This window comes from Bacillus sp. FSL M7-0003 (assembly GCF_038628485.1).
Lineage (GTDB): Bacteria > Bacillota > Bacilli > Bacillales > Bacillaceae > Bacillus > Bacillus safensis.
In genome coordinates, this window is the sequence record NZ_CP152024.1 from 3449857 (window position 1) to 3468266 (window position 18410).

Sequence of the window (18410 nt, forward strand, 5' to 3'; positions counted from 1 at the left end):
AAGAGGAATAAAACCATTTTGTATGGAATAAGGCCCATTTTCCAATTATTACGTTTACTTCAAAGTCAATTGTGGTATAATACTTGTAACAAAATGTTCACAATATCTCCTAAAAACAGACACAATTGCATCCTGACCTCTCATTTGATTTGAATATCAACTTACAAAGGAGTTGGATACGATGGATATGTTCTTTGCGTACCTATGTATTGCAACGGCTACACCCCTGTTTTTATGGCTGGAAAACAGAAAAATTGCATTAGCATCTATTCCACCCATTATGATTATGTGGATTTTCTTCGGTCTTTACATGACAAGCAGTTTATCTCCAGCAGGACATACCTTCATGATCGCATTCTTTGCCATTAACGTGATTTTGGCTCACATTGCAGCGTTCCTCATCTACGGACTTCCATTCATTCGCAAAAGATTCAGCAGCAGATAGATATCGCCCAACTATTGGAAGCGTTATCACCATCATGATAAAAACCACTCACCTTCAAGAGATGAGTGGTTTTTTTATTATTTCTCTGAATGCTCAGACTGCTTTGGCGCAGACGGTGAATACCCGTCTTTACTGTTCTCTCCGTGGCTGTAGTGAGCCGCAAAGATCCAAACAGATCCGATGACGAAGATAATCGCACAGAACAGACCAAACAAAGTATTTCCGACTTGAACAGTTCCGTTTTCGCTCTCTGTCATGTGCATAAACATGAACAGCTGCAAGAATGCTTGAATGAACGCAAAACCAAAGATAATCCATAGTTTTGCGGAACTGCCAATTTCAGCTCCAATCGCAATCCAGAATGCTAAGACTGTCAGCACAATGGATAGGATAAAGCCAACTACGTGTTTCCAAGGGAAGTGTTCGTGCTCTGCTGAGGAATGTGTTTTTCCAGCCATATCACAAAAGCCCCCCTAATCCGATCAAGTAAACAGCTGTGAAGATGAAAATCCATACAACATCAAGGAAATGCCAGTATAGACTTGAGATGAAAATCTTCGCTGCTGTTTGTGGAGTTAATCCACGCTTTTTAATTTGGAACAAGATCCCGGTAATCCAGAAGATACCGATCGATACGTGTAGTCCGTGAGTTCCTAAAAGTACAAAGAATGCAGACCAATACGCACTTGTATGGATGCTCGCACCTTCATGTACATAATGGAAGAACTCGAAAAGCTCAAATCCAACGAAGCCTGCACCTAGAAGCAGTGTGAGAATCGTCCAAATGACAACCCCTTTTGTACTTCCACGGCGCATTTCATGAACAGCAATCCCGCATGTAAATGAACTAACCAATAGCAGGAATGTCATGATCAATACAAGCTTCATATCAAACAGCTCAGCTGGTAAAACGCCGCCAGCTGTTCTGCCATGTAGAACAAAGTAGGTCGCAAAAAGTGTTGAGAACAACACGATTTCCGCGCCAAGGAATATCCAGAAACCAAGGATGTTTAAACGTCCGGTTTCAGACTGATATTCAAGCGGTGCATTTGCATAGCTGCTATCATTATGTCCCATTACTTCTGCGCCTCCTTATTCTTTTTCTCTGTTTCAATGACTTCTTCAACAGGAATATAGTAGCCATCGTCATACTCGAATGAACGTAAAATCATCGTTGCGAATACACCGATTAAGCCAATAACGCCAATCCAGTACCATTCAAATACAAGACCGAATGCACCAAGTCCAAAGAATGCAGACATGATCAGCGGTCTGCCTGAATTATGCGGCATGTGAATTTTCTTGAATTCTTTTTCAGGATGAACGTCCACATTGTTTTGCTTCCAATGATGGAATGCATCTGGTGTTGTCACTTCTGGAAGTGCTGCAAAGTTATAATGCGGCGGAATTGCAGAAGATGTCGCCCAGTCAAGTGTACGTCCTTCTCCCCAGCTGTCTCCAGACACTTCACGTTTTGAGTGTCTCCAGCTGTAGTAAATGTTGTAGCAAAGGATGATGAATCCGATACCCATCATAAATGCACCAATTGTTGAAATAAAGTTGAGTGCAGTCCAGCCATCTTCTGGTCCATACGTATAAATACGTCTTGGCATTCCTTGCAGTCCTAGGAAGTACTGCGGGAAGAAACAGATGTTAAATCCGATCATGAATACCCAGAAGAACCATTTGCCGATTCTTTCGTTTAACTTGTAACCAAACATTTTTGGATACCAGAAAACAAGACCAGCAAAACAAGCAAATACAGTACCTGCGATTAATACATAGTGGAAGTGGGATACAAGGAAGTACGTGTTATGGTACTGGTAATCCGCAGCTGCCATCGCAAGCATAACCCCAGTTACACCACCGATTACGAAGTTCGGGATGAAACCAAGTGCCCAAAGCATTGGTGATGTAAAGCTGATACGGCCTCGATACATCGTAAAGAGCCAGTTAAAGATTTTCACACCTGTTGGTACAGAAATCGCCATTGTTGTAATCGAGAAGAATGAGTTAACCGCTGCACTGTTCCCCATTGTAAAGAAGTGGTGAACCCACACAAGGAAACTAAGAACAGAGATTGCCACAATTGATACAACCATCGCTTTGTAACCAAACAACTGCTTTCTTGAGAACGTCGCAAAGATTTCTGAGAAAATACCGAAAGCCGGCAGGATAACAATATATACCTCAGGATGTCCCCAAATCCAGAAAAGGTTCGCCCAAAGCATCGGCATACCGCCTGCTTCGAGTGTAAAGAATGCAGAACCGAATAAACGATCAAATGTCATAAGTGCTAAAGCAACTGTTAGTACAGGGAATGCAAACACGATGATGACAGACGTAATCAATGTTGTCCATGTAAACATTGGCATACGCATAAGTGTCATACCTTTTGTACGCATTTTTAAGATGGTCACCATGAAGTTAATACCTGTCATAAGTGTACCAATACCTGCAATTTGGAGCCCGAGCAAGTAGTAGTTCTGTCCAGGTCCTGGTGAGAAATCATTTCCGGCGAGCGGCATGTAACTCGTCCAGCCTGCACTTGGTGATCCTCCAATAACGAAGGAAATGTTGAACAGCATTGCTCCGACCATAAATGTCCAGAAGCTAAGGTTGTTCAAATAAGGGAATGCAACGTCACGTGCACCAATTTGAAGAGGAACAACGACGTTGATTAAACCAATTAAAAATGGCATCGCCATGAATAGAATCATGATCGTACCATGCGTTGTAAAGATTTCATTATAGTGGTTTGAATCTAAAAACGTATTATTAGGAAGCGCCAGCTGCGCGCGCATCATCAGTCCGTCTACCCCACCGCGGAAGAACATAATCACAGCAGCAAGGATATACATGATTCCAAGCTTTTTATGATCAACTGATGTCAGCCATTCTTTCCAAAGCCATTTCCACTTTTTAAAGTAGGTTAAAACAAACACGATGGCAATGGAAGTGAGAGCGATAGAAATTTGCGCACCAAGAATTAATGGGTCTCCAGTTACAAAAAACTCATCCCATTTTAAATGCATAACGGCCTCCTCCTTTCCTTAGTCAGTTTATTCTGTTTCTAATTTTCTTTTATAGTTCTTCACATTCTCGAAAGGATCTGTCTTGGAATGCGGAGAAACTGCTTGATAACCTAAACGTTTGCGTGCTTGGAGTGCATATTCAGAATCTTCTCCGTGCTTCGCAAAGGATAAATGTGTTGATGAGAATGTCTGCACATCTGCAGCATCAGGAAGCATCAAGTAGTCATACGTTTTCTTCGTTAACTTTGGTGCTTCTTTCTTCGTTTTGTTTACCCATTTATCATAGTCAGACTGCGTCATCGCATTGACTTTGAATTTTTGCTGAGCAAAGCCCTCGCCTGTGAAGTTGGCGTTTCTTCCTTGGTATGTGCCTACTTCATCAGCTTGAAGATATTGTTCCATTTCCATTCCAGCCATCGCATACTTCTCCCCGCCTAGCTGAGGAATCCATAGTGATGCCATTGTATCAGCGGAAGTGATTTTGAATAAAACCGGCTGATCTTTTGGAATGTTTAAGTAGTTCACTGTCTCAATATTTTCCTCTGGATAACTAAAGATCCATTTCCAATCAACAGCTGTCGCATAAACGACGAGTGGATCTTTATGGCTTGTTGCTTGAGGTGCCTCTTCCAAAGAGTAAATTGTTTTTACAGTTGGAATCGAAAGAGCAGCAACGATTAATATTGGGATCACTGTCCAGACAACTTCTAGAAGCGTATTCCCGTGTATTTCTGGGTTATAAGAGGCGTTTCCAACGTCCTTACGCTCACGGTATTTAACCAAAATGATGGTAAACAGTACAAATACCGCACCAACGATAAAGAGCATGAATCCAATAGATAAAAGGATTAAGTCTTTTTGTTGTGCTGCGACTGGTCCTTTAGGATCTAAAACAGCGATATTGCTGCAACCTCCTAATACAAAAACACTCACGAGCATCGCTAATAAAAGCATAGGTTTAATGGCTCTGAACAAGAAGATCACCATCCTTCCTTAAATAATGTATAAATTGCTGAATAATTGTGAAAAGCCATCTGCCTTCGAAAACTTTTCTTCCCTTTGTAATGCTATCAAAATCTGTTAGAGTTAGCTTCCCTTTTTTCAAAAGTTCATTTATTTTTCAACAGATTTCTCTCAAAATGTCATAAATTCGACATAAATTTATATTATTGCACACACAATAAATTTCTAGGATTTTGAAAAGTTGAGAGTTGAAGGCAAAGGACAAACAATCAAGAACTTTGTCAAATTTAGGTTTACCACAATAAAAAAGTTTGGTCAAATTTCAATTTAACTTAATGAAATTTTATCTAGGTAAACAATTTCAAAATAGGTATCCCCACATTCAACAAAAACCTTACTTATTTTAACGCAAGTTGACAAGAAAAGAAAGTATCGATCCTCTGACTATGCGGTGTAAGAATTGGCAATCATGATGAATATGTGGAATCCCGCTAAATGACTTCCAGCAAAAAACCGGCTCAGCGCCGGCATTCTGCAGTTATTCTTCTCTCACTAAAATATCAGGGCGTCTATAGATGTCCCCTTCATGCTCAACGTCAATGTATGTCCACTTGCCTGTATAGGTTAAAAAGCGGTTCCCCTCTTTCTCTACGACCATCGTATCCTCTGACTTCAATCCAGGCAATGAAGGGTTCCAAGTAAACACTTGTTGCAGCTGAATTTCTTCCTTCGATGAGGGAACTGCAATGATTTCTCTAGATACAAAGCCCGTTTTCCCCCCTTGATGAAGCTTTTTCCAGCTATCAGGGAAGCCTTCTTTTTCATACTGAGCAATACCTGCTTTCAATACATCTCCCAATGTCTTACCAGGGCGCGTGGCGGCATTCATGACCGTGTCAATTCGGGCAAGCCGCTCTTTGTTCTCTTCAAGCTCCTTTGGAAGCTGACCGAAGTAAACAGACCTTGTGACATTCGCCACGAGTCCATGCCGTTCAGCGCAAAGAACAACAAGCGCATGCTTTTGAAGTTTTTTGTCTGTCGGAATTGGATGACGGTATTGATGAATTCGGTCATCTGTTGCCACAAGCAGTACTTCTATCGTCATTCCCTGCGCGATCGCTTTTTGAGCCGCAAGCGAAGCGATTTCGTGCTCCGTCTGTCCTGGAACGATTTCTTTACAGACACTCTCTACAATAACTGCTGTTTCATGACAAAGCGTTTCATATTGGCGGAGCTGTGATGCAGAAAGAATGGATCGGACTTGCGACAAATCCGGCTCGATCCATTCGAATCCATCCATTTGAATGTCTGACCCGATCCGTTTGTCTTTTGTGAGTGTTTGAATGTGTGCCGTATCATCCTCAAACCAATCCATCGTTACCACTTGAAATGGGTGATCGATATAGGCCATCTCTTCTTCAATGATCCGCTTTTCTTCCATTTGATTCACAATGAGGACGATGTCATCTTTTAACACAAGCAGCTTGCACACGCCCTCTGGTGTATTTAACACGATGTGATTTCTTCTTCCTCCTGTCAGCCAGGAGAAGTTATTACGCTTTTGAATCAAGACACCGTCGAGCTGTTTTTCTTCCATTAATGTTCTTACTTGTTCAATCATTTAATCACCTGCCTATATGAGTGTATGAATGAAACGTTTAAAAGCTGTTTTCCCTTGCTCAGTTCTTTTAAACACACCCGCCTGTGAGAGAATACGAGAAAAAATCATACCGACTTCTTTTTGTAAAATGGCTTCTGTATTGTCCTCTGTAAAGGTGTTCTCTTCAAGCAGACGTTTTGCCCATGTTTCGTGTTTCGTGATAGCAGGGCGGGCTTTGATTTCTTCAAGGGGGTTTTTGGATAAGAGCGCTTCTTTTAATTGGCTTAATTCCTCTGCTAATCTACCAGGAAGAACGGCAAGACCCATCACCTCAATTAATCCGATATTCTCTTTTTTAATATGATGGACTTCTTCGTGCGGGTGGAAAATTCCATCCGGGTGCCGCTTGTTTGTACGATTATTACGCAGCACTAGATCTAATTCATAGTCATCGCCATGGCGGCGTGCAATGGGTGTAATGGTATTATGCGGCGTCTCTCCAGTATGAGCTAGCAGCTCCACTTCTTGATCTGAATACATTTTCCACTTGGTTAAGATAAAGTCTGCGGCGTCTGCAAGCGTCTGCCGGTCGCTGCTTCGAAGCCGGATGACAGACATCGGCCATTTCACAATGCCAGCCCTCACATTCGGAAAGGCATTCAGAGAAAAGACCTCTTCCACCTCCGCTTTCGCCATCGGAAATTCATGCGCACCGCCCTGAAAATGGTCATGACTTAATATACTGCCCCCGACAATCGGAAGGTCGGCGTTCGATCCGATGAAATAGTGCGGATATATATATATGAAAGAAAGCAGTCGTTCAAACGTCTTTTTGGTGATGCTCATCGGCTCATGTTCGCCTTTGAACACAATGCAGTGCTCGTTGTAATACACATAAGGTGAAAATTGTAGAAACCAAGATTCATCAGTGAGTGTCACAGGAATAATCCGGTGATTCTGTCTCGCTGGATGGTTGATCCGCCCCCCAAACCCAACGTTTTCTTTACAAAGGAGACAAAGAGGATATTGCTTTTGACTAAGCTTTTTGGCTTCAGCGATTGCTTTTGGGTCCTTTTCCGGCTTTGATAGATTAATTGTGATCTCCAGCACGCCATCATCTGTTGGTGTAAACCACTGCACATTTTTGGCGATTCTGCCTGTATGAATATAGTGTGCGTGCTGCTGCATTTCATAGAACCAGCTTGTAGCCGCCTCTGGCCCTTCATGCTGGCGTTTCTCTTCAAACTTTGCGTAGATGACACTTGGAGGCGCCACCAAGCATCCCATGATTTTCGCATCCAGTAAATCGCGATACGTATCCGTCCCCTCAGGGATAAGGCCAGTCTCAGCTGCCCAATCAAGCATCGGCATTAAGATGTCTTCAAGCTCCGCCTCCCCTGAGACTGTTCTTGGCTCAGCTTCATCCAGCCCAAGCACCTCAAGCAGCCGATTTCTCGTATAATCGATATCTAGTCGTGTGATCAGCTCATGATTGATCCCGTATTGAATCAGCTGTTCCAGTTTTTCAAAAATATCAACCGCCATTCTCTCTGTCCCCTCTCTTACCTGCCTGTTATGCGTTATTTACTCTGGTAGCCGTCTGGATGCTTCTGAAACCAATCCCACGCACTTTGAATGATGGTGTGAAGGTCAGCATATTGAGGTGTCCACCCTAATTCTTGCAGCGCTTTTTCAGAAGAAGCTATCAGCTTTGCTGGATCCCCCGCACGTCTGTCAGCCACCTGTGCTGGGATCGCATGCCCCGTGACGTTTCTAACAGCATCTACTACCTGCTTCACGGAGAAACCAGTGCCATTCCCTAAGTTATATGTTGCACTTTCTTTTCCAGCGCGCAGACGATCAACAGCTAAGATGTGCGCGTCTACTAAATCCATGACATGAATGTAATCCCTAATACACGTGCCATCCTCTGTCTCATAATCATCACCGTAAATCATGATCTGATCTCGTTTTCCTAAAGCCACTTGCAGAATAATCGGAATGAGATGTGTCTCAGGCTGATGATCCTCTCCGACAAGGCCTTCTATATGAGCGCCAGCTACATTAAAGTAGCGAAGCACAACGTATTTCATTCCATATGCCTGCTCAGACCACTTCAGCATTTTTTCAATGGCTAGTTTCGTTTCTCCATAAGGATTGGTTGGATTCGTCTCATCCGTTTCAACGATCGGCACTCGCTTTGGTTCACCATATGTGGCAGCGGTTGATGAGAAAACGATGTGTTTCACATCAAATTCATTCATCACCTGAAGTAAGGCTGTCGCTCCTCCAACGTTGTTGTCATAGTACTTTAGCGGGTCTGTTACACTCTCGCCGACAAGTGAATCTGCGGCAAAGTGCATCACCGCTTCTATTTGATGTGTTTTGAAAACCTGTCTTAAAAAATCTTGATCTCGTAAATCTCCCTCTTCTAAAACAGCTCCCTCCAAAACAGCTTCTTTGTGGCCTGTCTGCAAATTATCCACTACCACCACTTGTTCGCCTTTCGCTAAAAGAGCAGCTACCGCATGGCTGCCAATGTACCCTGCTCCCCCGCACACTAAAATTGTCATTACACTTCCTCCTTCGTGAGTTCTCTTGCGCCGCCTCCAATTCCAGCTGTGTAAAAAGAGGCTTGAATGCCTGTCTTCTCTTGATAAATCGCACCCGTTTCTTTTATAAATGATGCCAGCTGCTTTTCTTTCACAATACTGATCGTGCAGCCGCCAAAACCTGCACCCGTCATACGAGAGCCAATCGTTCCAGGATGGAGCCAAGCGGCTTCTGCAAGTGTATCTAGTTCAAATCCAGTCACTTCATAATCATTCTTTAAAGAGAGATGAGAAGACTTCATAAGCGCACCTATTTCATCCATTTTATCATCTTTCAGAAATTTGACCGCTTTTATGGTCCGCTCGTTTTCTGTCACTACGTGTCTTGCACGTTTGCGGCATGTTTCATCCTGAATCAAATGGGCATGTTCGGCAAATTCATCTGCCGTGAGCTCACATAAGTGGGCAAGATCGATTTCTTTTCGTAAATCGTTTAAAGCTGATTGACACTCTGACCGGCGTTCATTGTATTTGGAGTCTGCCAGTGTCCGCTTTTTGTTTGTATTGGCAATGACAAGCGCCAGCCCCTCTTGCCGAAACGGACTGTATTCAAAATCAAGGGTATCGCAATTAAGCAAAATGGCGTGATCTTCTTTTCCAAGAGCAATTGAAAACTGATCCATGATGCCGCAATTGACGCCAATAAAGTCATTTTCTGCACGCTGCGAAAGGAGGGCAAGACGGGCACTTGAAACGCCGAATGAATGCCATTCATTGATAAAGACAGCGGTGACAAGTTCGATGGAGGCAGAGGAAGACAGCCCTGCGCCATTGGGAATATTGCCGCCGTATACAATGTCAAAGCCTTCTTCTATCTTCATCCCTGCTTCGATAAACTGATGGAACACACCCTTCGGATAATTTGCCCAGCCGTCCGACTCCAAGTAAGCGATTTCAAAAAGGTCGAATTCTTTCACACCATCGCCATCAAAGTTCAAGGAATACATTCTCACGCGGCCATCTGACCGCTTTGCACATGCTGCATATGTACCGAGAGTGAGCGCACAAGGGAATACATGACCTCCATTGTAATCTGTATGTTCACCAATCAAGTTCACTCTTCCCGGGGCAAAAAAATAGCGAAGTTCTTCTTCTCTATCCCCAAATTGCTGGTGAAATGCCGTGCGTAACATATCGATCATATCCATTCCCCTTTTCTCTTCTGATACTCTTATTTTAGTTGCCTGAACTGCGTATGTTCAATGGTAAAAAAATCGTTAAAAAATACCCTTTTTTTGCTGTGAATGGTACGATGTGATATGAGGTGTACCATGATTCAAAATAGAAAAAGGTTGTTTTTTGCTGTGAAGGAGGTTTTCCAATTTGAAGAAGGAAGCATTTGCATTTCGTTTTCACCATTCTGATGTTACATTGCCGGCACAAATATGGTCTGTTGGCTGGGAGGTTCAATCATCTTCGTTATACAGCTGGAATGGCGTGGAGCGGAAGGATCAGGGCAAGTGCATCTTTCAGCTCACACTGTCTGGACACGGCATGATTGAAATCGGACAGAAGCGGTTCAAAGTCTTGCCGGGGCAGGCCTTTCTTGTGAAAAGTCCAAGTGCCTATCAATATTATTTTCCAGAGGACAGTGAGCATTGGGAATTTCTCTATTTGACGCTTTATGGGGAAGCCTGTGATCTTTGCTTTGACCAATTTATAGATCAAGGAAAGCAGGTCATGCGTTTTCATCCTCATTCCAAACCGATCCGCCTGCTGAAGAAAATTTATGATGAAGCCAGTGAAAGACGGATTACCAATCCATTTGAGGGGTCTAGCCTTGCTTATCAATTTGTCATGGAACTGTATTCATATTTGCCAAAGCTTGAGGGACAAATGGAGAAATGGCCTGAGCCCATCGTCCAAGCGGCCTTGTTTGCCAGCCATCATTTTCACGAGGAAATTGGCCCAGACGATATGGCAGCTGCGGCACGTTTATCCAAAAGTCATTTTACGAGAGAATTCAAAAAGGCCACTGGCTTCACACCTATTCACTACTTAACCAATATCCGGTTAGAAAAGGCGGAAACATTACTAAAAACAACGAAATACTCGATTGAAGAAATCGCCATACAGTGCGGCTACCGAAATGCGAATTACTTGAATAAAGTCTTTCGAAAGAAAATCGGCATGTCTCCAAAGCAACTGCGGGAAACAAGCGATGCATAATAAAAAGCAGCCGCTGCATCATTGGCTGCTTCTTTTACGCTTTTGACAGGTCAACATGAATTCTCCCTTGTCTTAAAACAATGGTCATTTGCGTATCAGGGGTCATTAAATTTTCTAAAATGTCCGCTGCCGTTTGAAGCGCAATGTCCATTCGGTTGATCTTTTCCTTTTCTTGTTCCGAAAACGCTTCTGGATGTGCGGTCATTTCTTTGACTAGCCTCAGCACTTGTTCATGCTGCTTTTCTGTTTGTTGATATATGGCATCATATAAGTCGTCTGGCCTGCTGCTCATTTCACATCACCTATCTTTTTTTATGTGTTAAATCGCATCTTCTTTTGTTTTCTTGAAGACGAACCACTTACTGGCGACATAATTGACCACCACAATCACAAAGTTGACGAGAATTTTTGCGACGGTTTCATTGAGCGCCATTTGGCTCACAAATAAAATCATCAGCCCCAGATCTACACCTAGAGACATGAGACGGACACTAAAAAATGAAGAAAGCTCACGCATGAGGCTTTTTGTGTCACGAGCCTTTTGCTTGAAGACATACTTCTTATTGGTGATATAAGCAAAGAGAACAGCAAATACCCATGAAACAACCGTAGCTGTTTTGTAATCCATGGAAAACATCTCAACGAATAAATAGAAGCTGACGATATTGACAATGGTTGTACACACACCCATCACAAGATACATGACAACTTCTTGATACTTTTGAAAAAGGCTATACATGTCTTTCTTCATTCCTTCTTGGTGGTTTCTGTTTCTTTTAGAATACCATCTTGAGAAGAACTTCCCAAACGAACAATATGTATGTCCTGCAAAGATGAAATTTGTTCTACTCGATGGCAAATGTCAAAGCAATTGGTTTATATGAGTCAAATGTTTTAGGTCTTTATCATTATTTTAATTTATAATCTTTCAACTGACTTTACAATTGTTTATTATTAGAAGTAAGATTTCAATATTTATGGGTTTTTTAGTCATTTTTTTAGGGACGTGGTAGGTGATAGATTTTACAAAATAGGTTAAATGTCATCATTTTTCGACAAAAATTTATTTTGCGCTGTTTTCAACCACACGTACAGTTACTAGACGGTTTGTTCAAGTCATTGGTTGCAGTGAATATGTCTTATTGAACTGGAGGATATTATGGATACGCAAGTGAAAAGAAGAGTTGACGAAGAGTGGGTTTATTTGATTCAGGAAGCGAAAAAAATTGGACTAGGCATCGAAGAAATACAAGCTTTTTTAACATCCAACGGTGATCAGAAGATGATAAACAAACCATAAATCAACGCCGTTATCCTTTGTCTTTCAGACTGCTTTGGCTATAAGTTCTGACCTGTCAATTGACCTTTTGAAAATCCTTTCATGACGATACGCTACAATAATTGAACACCTCTCCATACCAATCCCTTCACTCAATGGGGTTCTGTCTTTCTATATTAGGAGGACAGTCCATTTCCTGTTCTTTATATGATCCCTTTTTAGCCGCCATTCATGAAAATTGTCCTTCTCTCGTTATAAAACCAAGCTGCTCTCCCATATATTAAGCATGAAAACAACGAGAAAGAGAAAGGTGGGTAGAGCGTGAGTTCAGATTCCCTTTCGTATTATCACCAAAAAAAGGATCAGTATTATCATGGGGTAAACCCGGTCATCGTCAGCCGTATTCGCGCGGAATGGACGTCTTTATTGGATATCGGATGCGGCACAGGCAAGCTTGGAAAAGTCCTGAAACAAAAGGGCCGGACCATTTATGGTATTGAGTCATTTGAAGATGCAGCAAAAGAGGCTAAGCAAGAGCTGGATCATGTTCTCTGCGGAAATATTGAACAGATGGCTCTCCCTTATCAACATGAACAATTTGACTGCATTATTTTCGGAGACGTCCTCGAGCATTTATTGGACCCTTGGGCCGTTTTAAAAAAGGTGAAACCCTTCCTTAAAAAAGAGGGTGCCATCCTGTCATCTATTCCAAATATCGGCCACATTTCAACGGTTTTAGAATTACTGGCCGGCAGATTTACTTATACAGATGCAGGGTTAATGGATCAAACACATTTACGTTTCTTCACCCTTCATGAAATACATGCACTCTTTCATTCAGCGGGTTTTCGCATTCGCGAATTCGAGGCCATTCGCGTACAGCATCCTTCCTATGCAAGCGTGTTGAATGATCTACATGAATTACTCATGAAACACGGCATTCGTTCTGATTTTCACGAGTCTGCTACAGCCTATCAATATGTGGTCGAGGCGGTTCCATTTCATGAGTAATCCGACGATTCTGTTTGTTTTATGTGTGAATGATGAATCGATGTTTCAAGCTTGCTTCCGGCAGCTGGCTTCACTTCCGGCTCCTCATGGATACCATGTGGAGGTCTTACCAATCAGACATGCATCAAGTATGACCTCTGCATACAATGAAGCCATCACTCATCCAGCTCAGTTTAAAATTTATCTTCATCAGGATACCTTGATTGTCAAACAGCATATGCTGCTTGAACTCATCCCGCTTTTTTTACAAAATCCATCACTTGGCATGGTTGGCGTGATTGGAGCAGAAAACGTGCCTGACAATGGAATTTGGTGGGAGAGTTCTGATTGCAGGGGAAAAGTCATTGAATATCGTCACGACACCTATCAGCTGCTTTCGTTTGAAAGAGACCGTCAGCAGCCCGAAGCGCAAGATTATATCAAAGCTGCGGCCATTGATGGTCTATTCATGGCAACACAATACGATGTGAGGTGGCGTGAGGACCTCTTTGACGGCTTTCATTTTTATGATGTCTCGCAGTCCTTTGAATTCACTCAGAAGGGCTATGAAGTTGGGATTGCAAATCAAGAAGAGCCTTGGTGTATTCATAAATGCGGAGATCATTTTGACGCAGAAGCGTATGAAAAAGCGAGACAAACATTTCTTGCAAATTATCGATAGAAAGCACCCTTTTCGGGTGCCTTTTTTATGATATACTGTCATAAACAGCCAGATCGTCTCATATGCATTGGAGTACCTTGTCCCTAATTCGTACAAAGGAGGAAACAATGGCAGACAAAAAAGTTCATTATAAGAAGGTTGCCGCTTCAGAGGATTTTCGAAAACTTCTTGAGGAAAAACGCAGATTTATCGTACCGATGACGATTTTCTTTTTTCTCTTTTACTTTTCACTTCCGGTTGCTACATCCTACTTCACCTTTTTGAACACGCCGGCAATTGGCGCGATCTCATGGGCTTGGTTATTCGCCCTCACACAATTTGTCATGACCTGGGTTTTATGTGGACTTTATGCGAAAAAAGCAGCTAAGTTCGACAATTATGTAAGCGCTTTAAAAATTGAATCAAGAGGTGATGACGAATGAGCATGACCGCTTTTATTTTGTTCGTAGCGATCGTAGGGCTCACATTGGTCATCACATATTTTGCTGCGAAAAAAACAAGCAATGCGAGTGATTTTTACACAGCAGGCGGAGGTCTGACTGGGTTTCAAAACGGCCTTGCCATTGCTGGAGACTATATGTCTGCTGCATCATTTTTAGGGATTGCTGGAATGATCGCGTTAAACGGATTTGACGGCTTTTTCTATAGCATTGGTTTTCTAGTAGCGTATCTTGTCGTTCTTTACGTTGTGGCTGAACCGCTTCGAAATCTGGGGAAATATACGATGGCCGATATGATCGCTGCACGATTTAAGCGCCCTGCCATCCGAGGGGTTGCCGCCTTTAATACCATTACAGTTTCCACTTTTTATATGATTGCTCAGCTCGTTGGAGCAGGTGCATTAATCAAGCTGCTTCTTGGCATTGATTACTGGATCGCTGTGCTGATCGTAGGTGTCCTGATGACCATTTATGTCGTGTTTGGCGGCATGATTGCGACCAGCTGGGTACAGATCACAAAGGCTGTGCTTCTCATGCTTGGGACATTAATTATTTCTCTGCTTGTGTTTGCAAAGTTTGATTTTAGTCTGCTGAAGATGTTTGAACAGATGAAAACTGCAACCCCGCTTGGTGAATCGTTTCTTCACCCGGGAAATAAATATGATGTGCCTTTAGAAACCCTGTCTCTTAACCTCGCCTTAGTGCTTGGGACAGCAGGTTTGCCACATATTTTGATCCGTTTTTATACAGTAAAGGATGCGATTTCTGCGCGAAAATCGGTTCTTTCTGCTACTTGGATCATCGGGATCTTTTATTTAATGACGGTTTTCCTTGGCTTTGGCGCTGCTGCCTTTGTTGGAACAGAAGCGATCACGGCAGCAGATGCAGCAGGGAATATGGCCGCTCCACTGCTCGCCCAAGCTCTTGGAGGAGATTTGTTATTTGCCTTTGTTTCCGCTATTGCCTTTGCGACTATTTTGGCGGTGGTAACTGGCCTCGTCCTATCCGCCGCATCTGCCTTTGCGCATGATTTTTATAGTCAGATTATCCGCAAAGGAAAAGCGAGTGAACGGGAGCAGGTGAAGGCGGCGCGCTTTGCTTCAATCGGCGTGGCGATCCTCTCTATCATTCTTGCATTATTTGCCCAGTCCTTAAACGTCGCTTTTCTTGTGTCTCTTGCCTTCGCAGTGGCGGCAAGTGCGAACTTACCTTTGATTATCTTCACTGTTTTTTGGAAACGATTTAACTCTACGGGTGCCATCGCAGGAAGCTTAACAGGCCTTCTGAGCGCACTGATCATTGTCTCGCTCAGCCCAAGCGTCTGGGACCCGTCAGGAGCAGCCATCTTCACAGGAGAGCCGCTCATCCCGCTGTCGAACCCTGGGATTATCTCGATTCCACTCGGATTCCTTGCCGCCTACTTAGGCACGATATTCTCTTCTGAAAAAGCAGATGAAGACACCTTTACAGAAATTCAAGTAAAGGCACATACAGGCATGCATATGGATACTGATTCATAAGGAAAAGCCGGCTGCTCAGCCGGCTTTATTTGTGATCTTCTGTTCAAGTCTCAGTAAGGTATAAATTGGCTTTTTAATTTATTTTTATACTTCTCTAATCTGGCAATCCTTCTAAACGTGATTAGAGAGCAGCATGTAATAATGATTAACAGAATTTCATGAACTTCCCCTCTGTTATCCACCACACTCTTCATTCCTATCCCTCCCCGTAATGAATCTATTTATAGTTATGTATTCCCTGCAAGATGTCATTCCTATGTTATCATGTTATACACATACTGGAAATTATTTAAAACGACATGAAAGAAGTGGGATGACATATGCAAAGGATTATTCTGCAAAATTATTATTTGAATCCATCTCAACGCCAAGCAGTATACCTGATAAAATCTTTGAAGAACGAATTGTCTTGGTAAAAGCTAAAAACCGCCGTAAAGTGAAGGAAAAAGTCGAACAAGGCTTTCCAGACGAAACCTATGATAATGCAGAAGGTGGACAAACTAACATAAGATTAGCAGCCATCCTAGATATCTTTGAGCTTGTAGATCACTTAGAGACAGAATCACTACATTTGAGTGAAGTGTACAGCCGTCACATTATTTTTGATAAAGAAACATCTGTTCAAGAAGCCATTGAAGCATATTCTCTAGATAAATAAAAAAGCCGGCTGCTCAGCCGGCTTTTTAATAGCGCTGGAATAACTCTGGGTTTTTCGGAACGTTTTCTAAATAAACGATCTTCCCTTGGTCGTCCAGCTCTGCGATATCAATTCCTTCTGCTGTATAGACACGGCCATCCGAAAGCTTTCCGCAAACGGCCCAGTTTGTTTCATACTTTCCGTCTTCTCTTTTCATCCACCCATCCCACATATGCTTAATGTCTTCATGCACGTGGAAAAATGTGTTCAAAAACTGTGTGAATGCTTGGATTCCAGGCTTTTGGGCGCCATTTAAGACAATCATGACATCGTCAGAAAACAATGCCAGCAATTCATCCAGCTGCTCCTTCCCTTTTCCTGCTTCATCATACCGGCGAAAATACGTATCGAGCACTTCCATGTTCATTCTCCTTTATTTACCTGTCATTTCGAAATTAATCGAACTAATGTGATTGTACACAATTGTTTCTCTCCTGTCTATTTTTCCAGACATAAGAAAAGACATGAATTGATTCAATCCATGTCTCCTTCAAGTTAAAGGGATGCTTTTTCTGCTACAACAAGTGATTTCAGCTCTTCTGCTGCTTTTTTTGGATCGGCGCTCTGGCTAATAGCACTAATGATGCTTATACCGTCTGCCCCAGCTTGTATCACTGGTGCAGCGTTATCGTATGTGATCCCTCCGATACCTACAATCGGAATTTGAAGGGCATGACGCCGGACTTCAGTGATCAAAGACACACCCTGGACACTGCGTGTATCCTTTTTCGTTTCTGTTGGATAGACTGGGCCCATACCGACATAATCTGCTCCGTCCTTCATGGCTTGTTTTACTTCGTCTAGGTTATGCGTCGACACGCCTAATATTTTATTCCCGATCCTTTCTCTGACGTCTTTTGCATTTGTGTCTTCCTGTCCAACATGAACGCCATCTGCATCAAGATCAATCGCTAGCTGTACATCATCATTCACAATAAAAGGAACATTTGCTTCTTGGCAAAGCGCTTGAATTTGACGAGCCAATTGTTTCTTCTCATCACCCTGCAAAGCTTTTTCACCCTTTTCACGAAATTGAAACATGGTGATTCCGCCTTGAATGGCCTCTTTCACAACATCAAGCGGCTGCCTCGTTGTATTCGTTGTGCCCATAATAAAATAAACCGATAATTGCTGTTTGATTTGCTGTTGCTCAGCCTTTGTCATGTGAAACTCCCCCTATTTTCCCTAACGTCAGCACTTCATCTCCGGTTGTGTGTGATAGTGCGTTTAACAATTCAATTTGAAAGGTTCCCGGTCCTTTATCCTTTGCGCTCAGAGCTGCCCTTTCAGCGGCGACACCATAAAACAGCAATGCAGCGGCTGACGCATGAAGCGGCTGTTCACCTGCTGCACAAAATGCCCCAATGACAGACGTCAGCAAACAGCCGGTTCCCGTCACCTTGGTGAGCCATTCATGTCCATTATGAATGGACAGCACCTCATCTCCATCTGACACCACATCGATTTTTCCTGTGATTACCACTATTGTCTGAAGTGCAATGGACGCTTGTTTGGCTAATGCCGATACATCTCCATTCGCCGCTTTCGCATCAACGCCTTTTGACTCCCAGCCATTCACTCCAAGTAAATGAGCCACTTCAGCAGCATTTCCTCTGACAACGGTCATTTTCACTTTCTTTAACAGCTGTTTAGCGGCATTCGCTCGAAACGTTGTCGCACCGACGCCGACAGGATCTAACAAAACAGGTACACCTTTTTCATTGGCGGCTTGTCCAGCGAGTATCATAGCTTCCACCGTCTCTCTTGTCAGTGTGCCAATATTAAGCACAAGTGCATCCGCTAATTGCGCCATTTCAGCCACTTCTTCTTTGGCGTTTGCCATGACTGGCGAAGCACCTAAAGCAAGCAGTCCATTCGCTGTAAAATTCGTCACGACTTGATTGGTGATATTATGAACGAGTGGATTTTTTTCTCGAACCTTCTCCAATAAATGAGACGCGCAGCTTGTTTTCATCCG

21 protein-coding genes are annotated in these 18410 nt (G+C 42.8%); 8 read left to right on the forward strand and 13 right to left on the reverse strand.

All coding sequences use genetic code 11. The annotated features are described in order from the left end of the window. Positions 1 to 181 precede the first annotated feature (181 nt). Positions 182 to 445: a spore morphogenesis/germination protein YwcE gene (locus MHI23_RS17720; RefSeq protein ID WP_008345491.1), complete on the forward strand. Its 264-nt coding sequence runs from the start codon at positions 182 to 184 to the stop codon at positions 443 to 445. Positions 446 to 522: 77 nt separating this feature from the next. Here MHI23_RS17720 and qoxD read toward each other — a convergent pair whose 3' ends face one another. The 8 genes from qoxD to MHI23_RS17760 form a co-directional block, all read right to left on the reverse strand. Then, on the reverse strand, positions 523 to 903 hold the full coding sequence (qoxD, locus tag MHI23_RS17725) for a cytochrome aa3 quinol oxidase subunit IV (protein WP_012011667.1): 381 nt from the start codon (positions 901 to 903) through the stop codon (positions 523 to 525). A 1-nt stretch (position 904) separates the two neighbouring features. Further along, positions 905 to 1522, reverse strand: coding sequence for a cytochrome aa3 quinol oxidase subunit III (gene qoxC / locus MHI23_RS17730; protein ID WP_024423834.1), 618 nt, complete (start codon positions 1520 to 1522; stop codon positions 905 to 907). Continuing rightward, positions 1522 to 3480, reverse strand: coding sequence for a cytochrome aa3 quinol oxidase subunit I (gene qoxB, locus MHI23_RS17735; RefSeq protein ID WP_024423835.1), 1959 nt, complete (start codon positions 3478 to 3480; stop codon positions 1522 to 1524). Before qoxB ends, qoxC begins: the two co-directional genes overlap by 1 nt. 27 nt (positions 3481 to 3507) lie before the next feature. Continuing rightward, on the reverse strand, positions 3508 to 4464 hold the full coding sequence (gene qoxA, locus MHI23_RS17740; RefSeq protein ID WP_087977856.1) for a cytochrome aa3 quinol oxidase subunit II: 957 nt from the start codon (positions 4462 to 4464) through the stop codon (positions 3508 to 3510). 517 nt (positions 4465 to 4981) lie between these two features. Continuing rightward, positions 4982 to 6064, reverse strand: coding sequence for an aminopeptidase P family N-terminal domain-containing protein (locus tag MHI23_RS17745; protein ID WP_024423837.1), 1083 nt, complete (start codon positions 6062 to 6064; stop codon positions 4982 to 4984). Between the two features lie 12 nt (positions 6065 to 6076). Beyond that, on the reverse strand, positions 6077 to 7588 hold the full coding sequence (galT, locus tag MHI23_RS17750) for a UDP-glucose--hexose-1-phosphate uridylyltransferase (RefSeq protein WP_149126158.1): 1512 nt from the start codon (positions 7586 to 7588) through the stop codon (positions 6077 to 6079). A gap of 35 nt (positions 7589 to 7623) precedes the next feature. Further along, positions 7624 to 8616 carry a UDP-glucose 4-epimerase GalE gene (gene galE / locus MHI23_RS17755; protein ID WP_149126157.1) on the reverse strand — a complete coding sequence of 331 codons (993 nt, stop codon included), beginning with the start codon at positions 8614 to 8616 and terminating at the stop codon, positions 7624 to 7626. After that, entirely contained in the window at positions 8616 to 9803 is a 1188-nt protein-coding gene (locus tag MHI23_RS17760; RefSeq protein ID WP_149126156.1) for a galactokinase, read from the reverse strand. Before MHI23_RS17760 ends, galE begins: the two co-directional genes overlap by 1 nt. Before the next feature lie 175 nt (positions 9804 to 9978). On the opposite strand from MHI23_RS17760, the gene MHI23_RS17765 reads away from it, so the two are divergent. Then, positions 9979 to 10824 (forward strand): AraC family transcriptional regulator, encoded by an 846-nt coding sequence (locus tag MHI23_RS17765; protein WP_024423841.1) that lies wholly within the window; start codon positions 9979 to 9981, stop codon positions 10822 to 10824. A 34-nt stretch (positions 10825 to 10858) separates the two neighbouring features. Here the strand turns inward: MHI23_RS17765 and MHI23_RS17770 are convergent, their stop codons facing one another. Continuing rightward, positions 10859 to 11116 (reverse strand): hypothetical protein, encoded by a 258-nt coding sequence (locus tag MHI23_RS17770; RefSeq protein WP_135031470.1) that lies wholly within the window; start codon positions 11114 to 11116, stop codon positions 10859 to 10861. A gap of 27 nt (positions 11117 to 11143) precedes the next feature. Further along, positions 11144 to 11527: a GtrA family protein gene (locus MHI23_RS17775; RefSeq protein ID WP_012011676.1), complete on the reverse strand. Its 384-nt coding sequence runs from the start codon at positions 11525 to 11527 to the stop codon at positions 11144 to 11146. A 456-nt stretch (positions 11528 to 11983) separates the two neighbouring features. Between MHI23_RS17775 and MHI23_RS17780 the strand changes: the two genes are divergently transcribed. The 6 genes from MHI23_RS17780 to MHI23_RS17805 all read left to right on the forward strand — a co-directional run bounded on the left by MHI23_RS17780 (position 11984) and on the right by MHI23_RS17805 (position 16393). After that, positions 11984 to 12124, forward strand: a complete 141-nt coding sequence (locus MHI23_RS17780) for an anti-repressor SinI family protein (RefSeq protein ID WP_008345506.1) — start codon at positions 11984 to 11986, stop codon at positions 12122 to 12124. Positions 12125 to 12424: 300 nt separating this feature from the next. After that, positions 12425 to 13114, forward strand: a complete 690-nt coding sequence (locus MHI23_RS17785) for a class I SAM-dependent methyltransferase (RefSeq protein ID WP_024426430.1) — start codon at positions 12425 to 12427, stop codon at positions 13112 to 13114. Further along, positions 13107 to 13775 (forward strand): glycosyltransferase family protein, encoded by a 669-nt coding sequence (locus tag MHI23_RS17790; protein ID WP_044331082.1) that lies wholly within the window; start codon positions 13107 to 13109, stop codon positions 13773 to 13775. Before MHI23_RS17785 ends, MHI23_RS17790 begins: the two co-directional genes overlap by 8 nt. A gap of 107 nt (positions 13776 to 13882) precedes the next feature. Further along, positions 13883 to 14197 carry a DUF485 domain-containing protein gene (locus MHI23_RS17795; protein WP_149126155.1) on the forward strand — a complete coding sequence of 105 codons (315 nt, stop codon included), beginning with the start codon at positions 13883 to 13885 and terminating at the stop codon, positions 14195 to 14197. Continuing rightward, positions 14194 to 15735, forward strand: a complete 1542-nt coding sequence (locus MHI23_RS17800) for a cation acetate symporter (protein WP_024423846.1) — start codon at positions 14194 to 14196, stop codon at positions 15733 to 15735. The genes MHI23_RS17795 and MHI23_RS17800 overlap by 4 nt, the downstream gene beginning before the upstream one ends. Positions 15736 to 15991: 256 nt before the next feature. Beyond that, the gene (locus MHI23_RS17805) at positions 15992 to 16393 is read left to right on the forward strand and encodes a DUF4288 domain-containing protein (protein ID WP_241743519.1); all 402 of its coding nucleotides are present in this window, start codon (positions 15992 to 15994) and stop codon (positions 16391 to 16393) included. Between the two features lie 25 nt (positions 16394 to 16418). On the opposite strand, the gene MHI23_RS17810 is transcribed toward MHI23_RS17805, so the two are convergent. The 3 genes from MHI23_RS17810 to thiM form a co-directional block, all read right to left on the reverse strand. After that, the gene (locus MHI23_RS17810; RefSeq protein WP_024426433.1) at positions 16419 to 16793 is read right to left on the reverse strand and encodes a nuclear transport factor 2 family protein; all 375 of its coding nucleotides are present in this window, start codon (positions 16791 to 16793) and stop codon (positions 16419 to 16421) included. A 134-nt stretch (positions 16794 to 16927) separates the two neighbouring features. Further along, positions 16928 to 17596: a thiamine phosphate synthase gene (thiE, locus tag MHI23_RS17815; protein WP_149126154.1), complete on the reverse strand. Its 669-nt coding sequence runs from the start codon at positions 17594 to 17596 to the stop codon at positions 16928 to 16930. After that, the gene (gene thiM, locus MHI23_RS17820) at positions 17583 to 18407 is read right to left on the reverse strand and encodes a hydroxyethylthiazole kinase (protein WP_149126153.1); all 825 of its coding nucleotides are present in this window, start codon (positions 18405 to 18407) and stop codon (positions 17583 to 17585) included. Before thiM ends, thiE begins: the two co-directional genes overlap by 14 nt. Between the last annotated feature and the right edge of the window lie 3 nt (positions 18408 to 18410).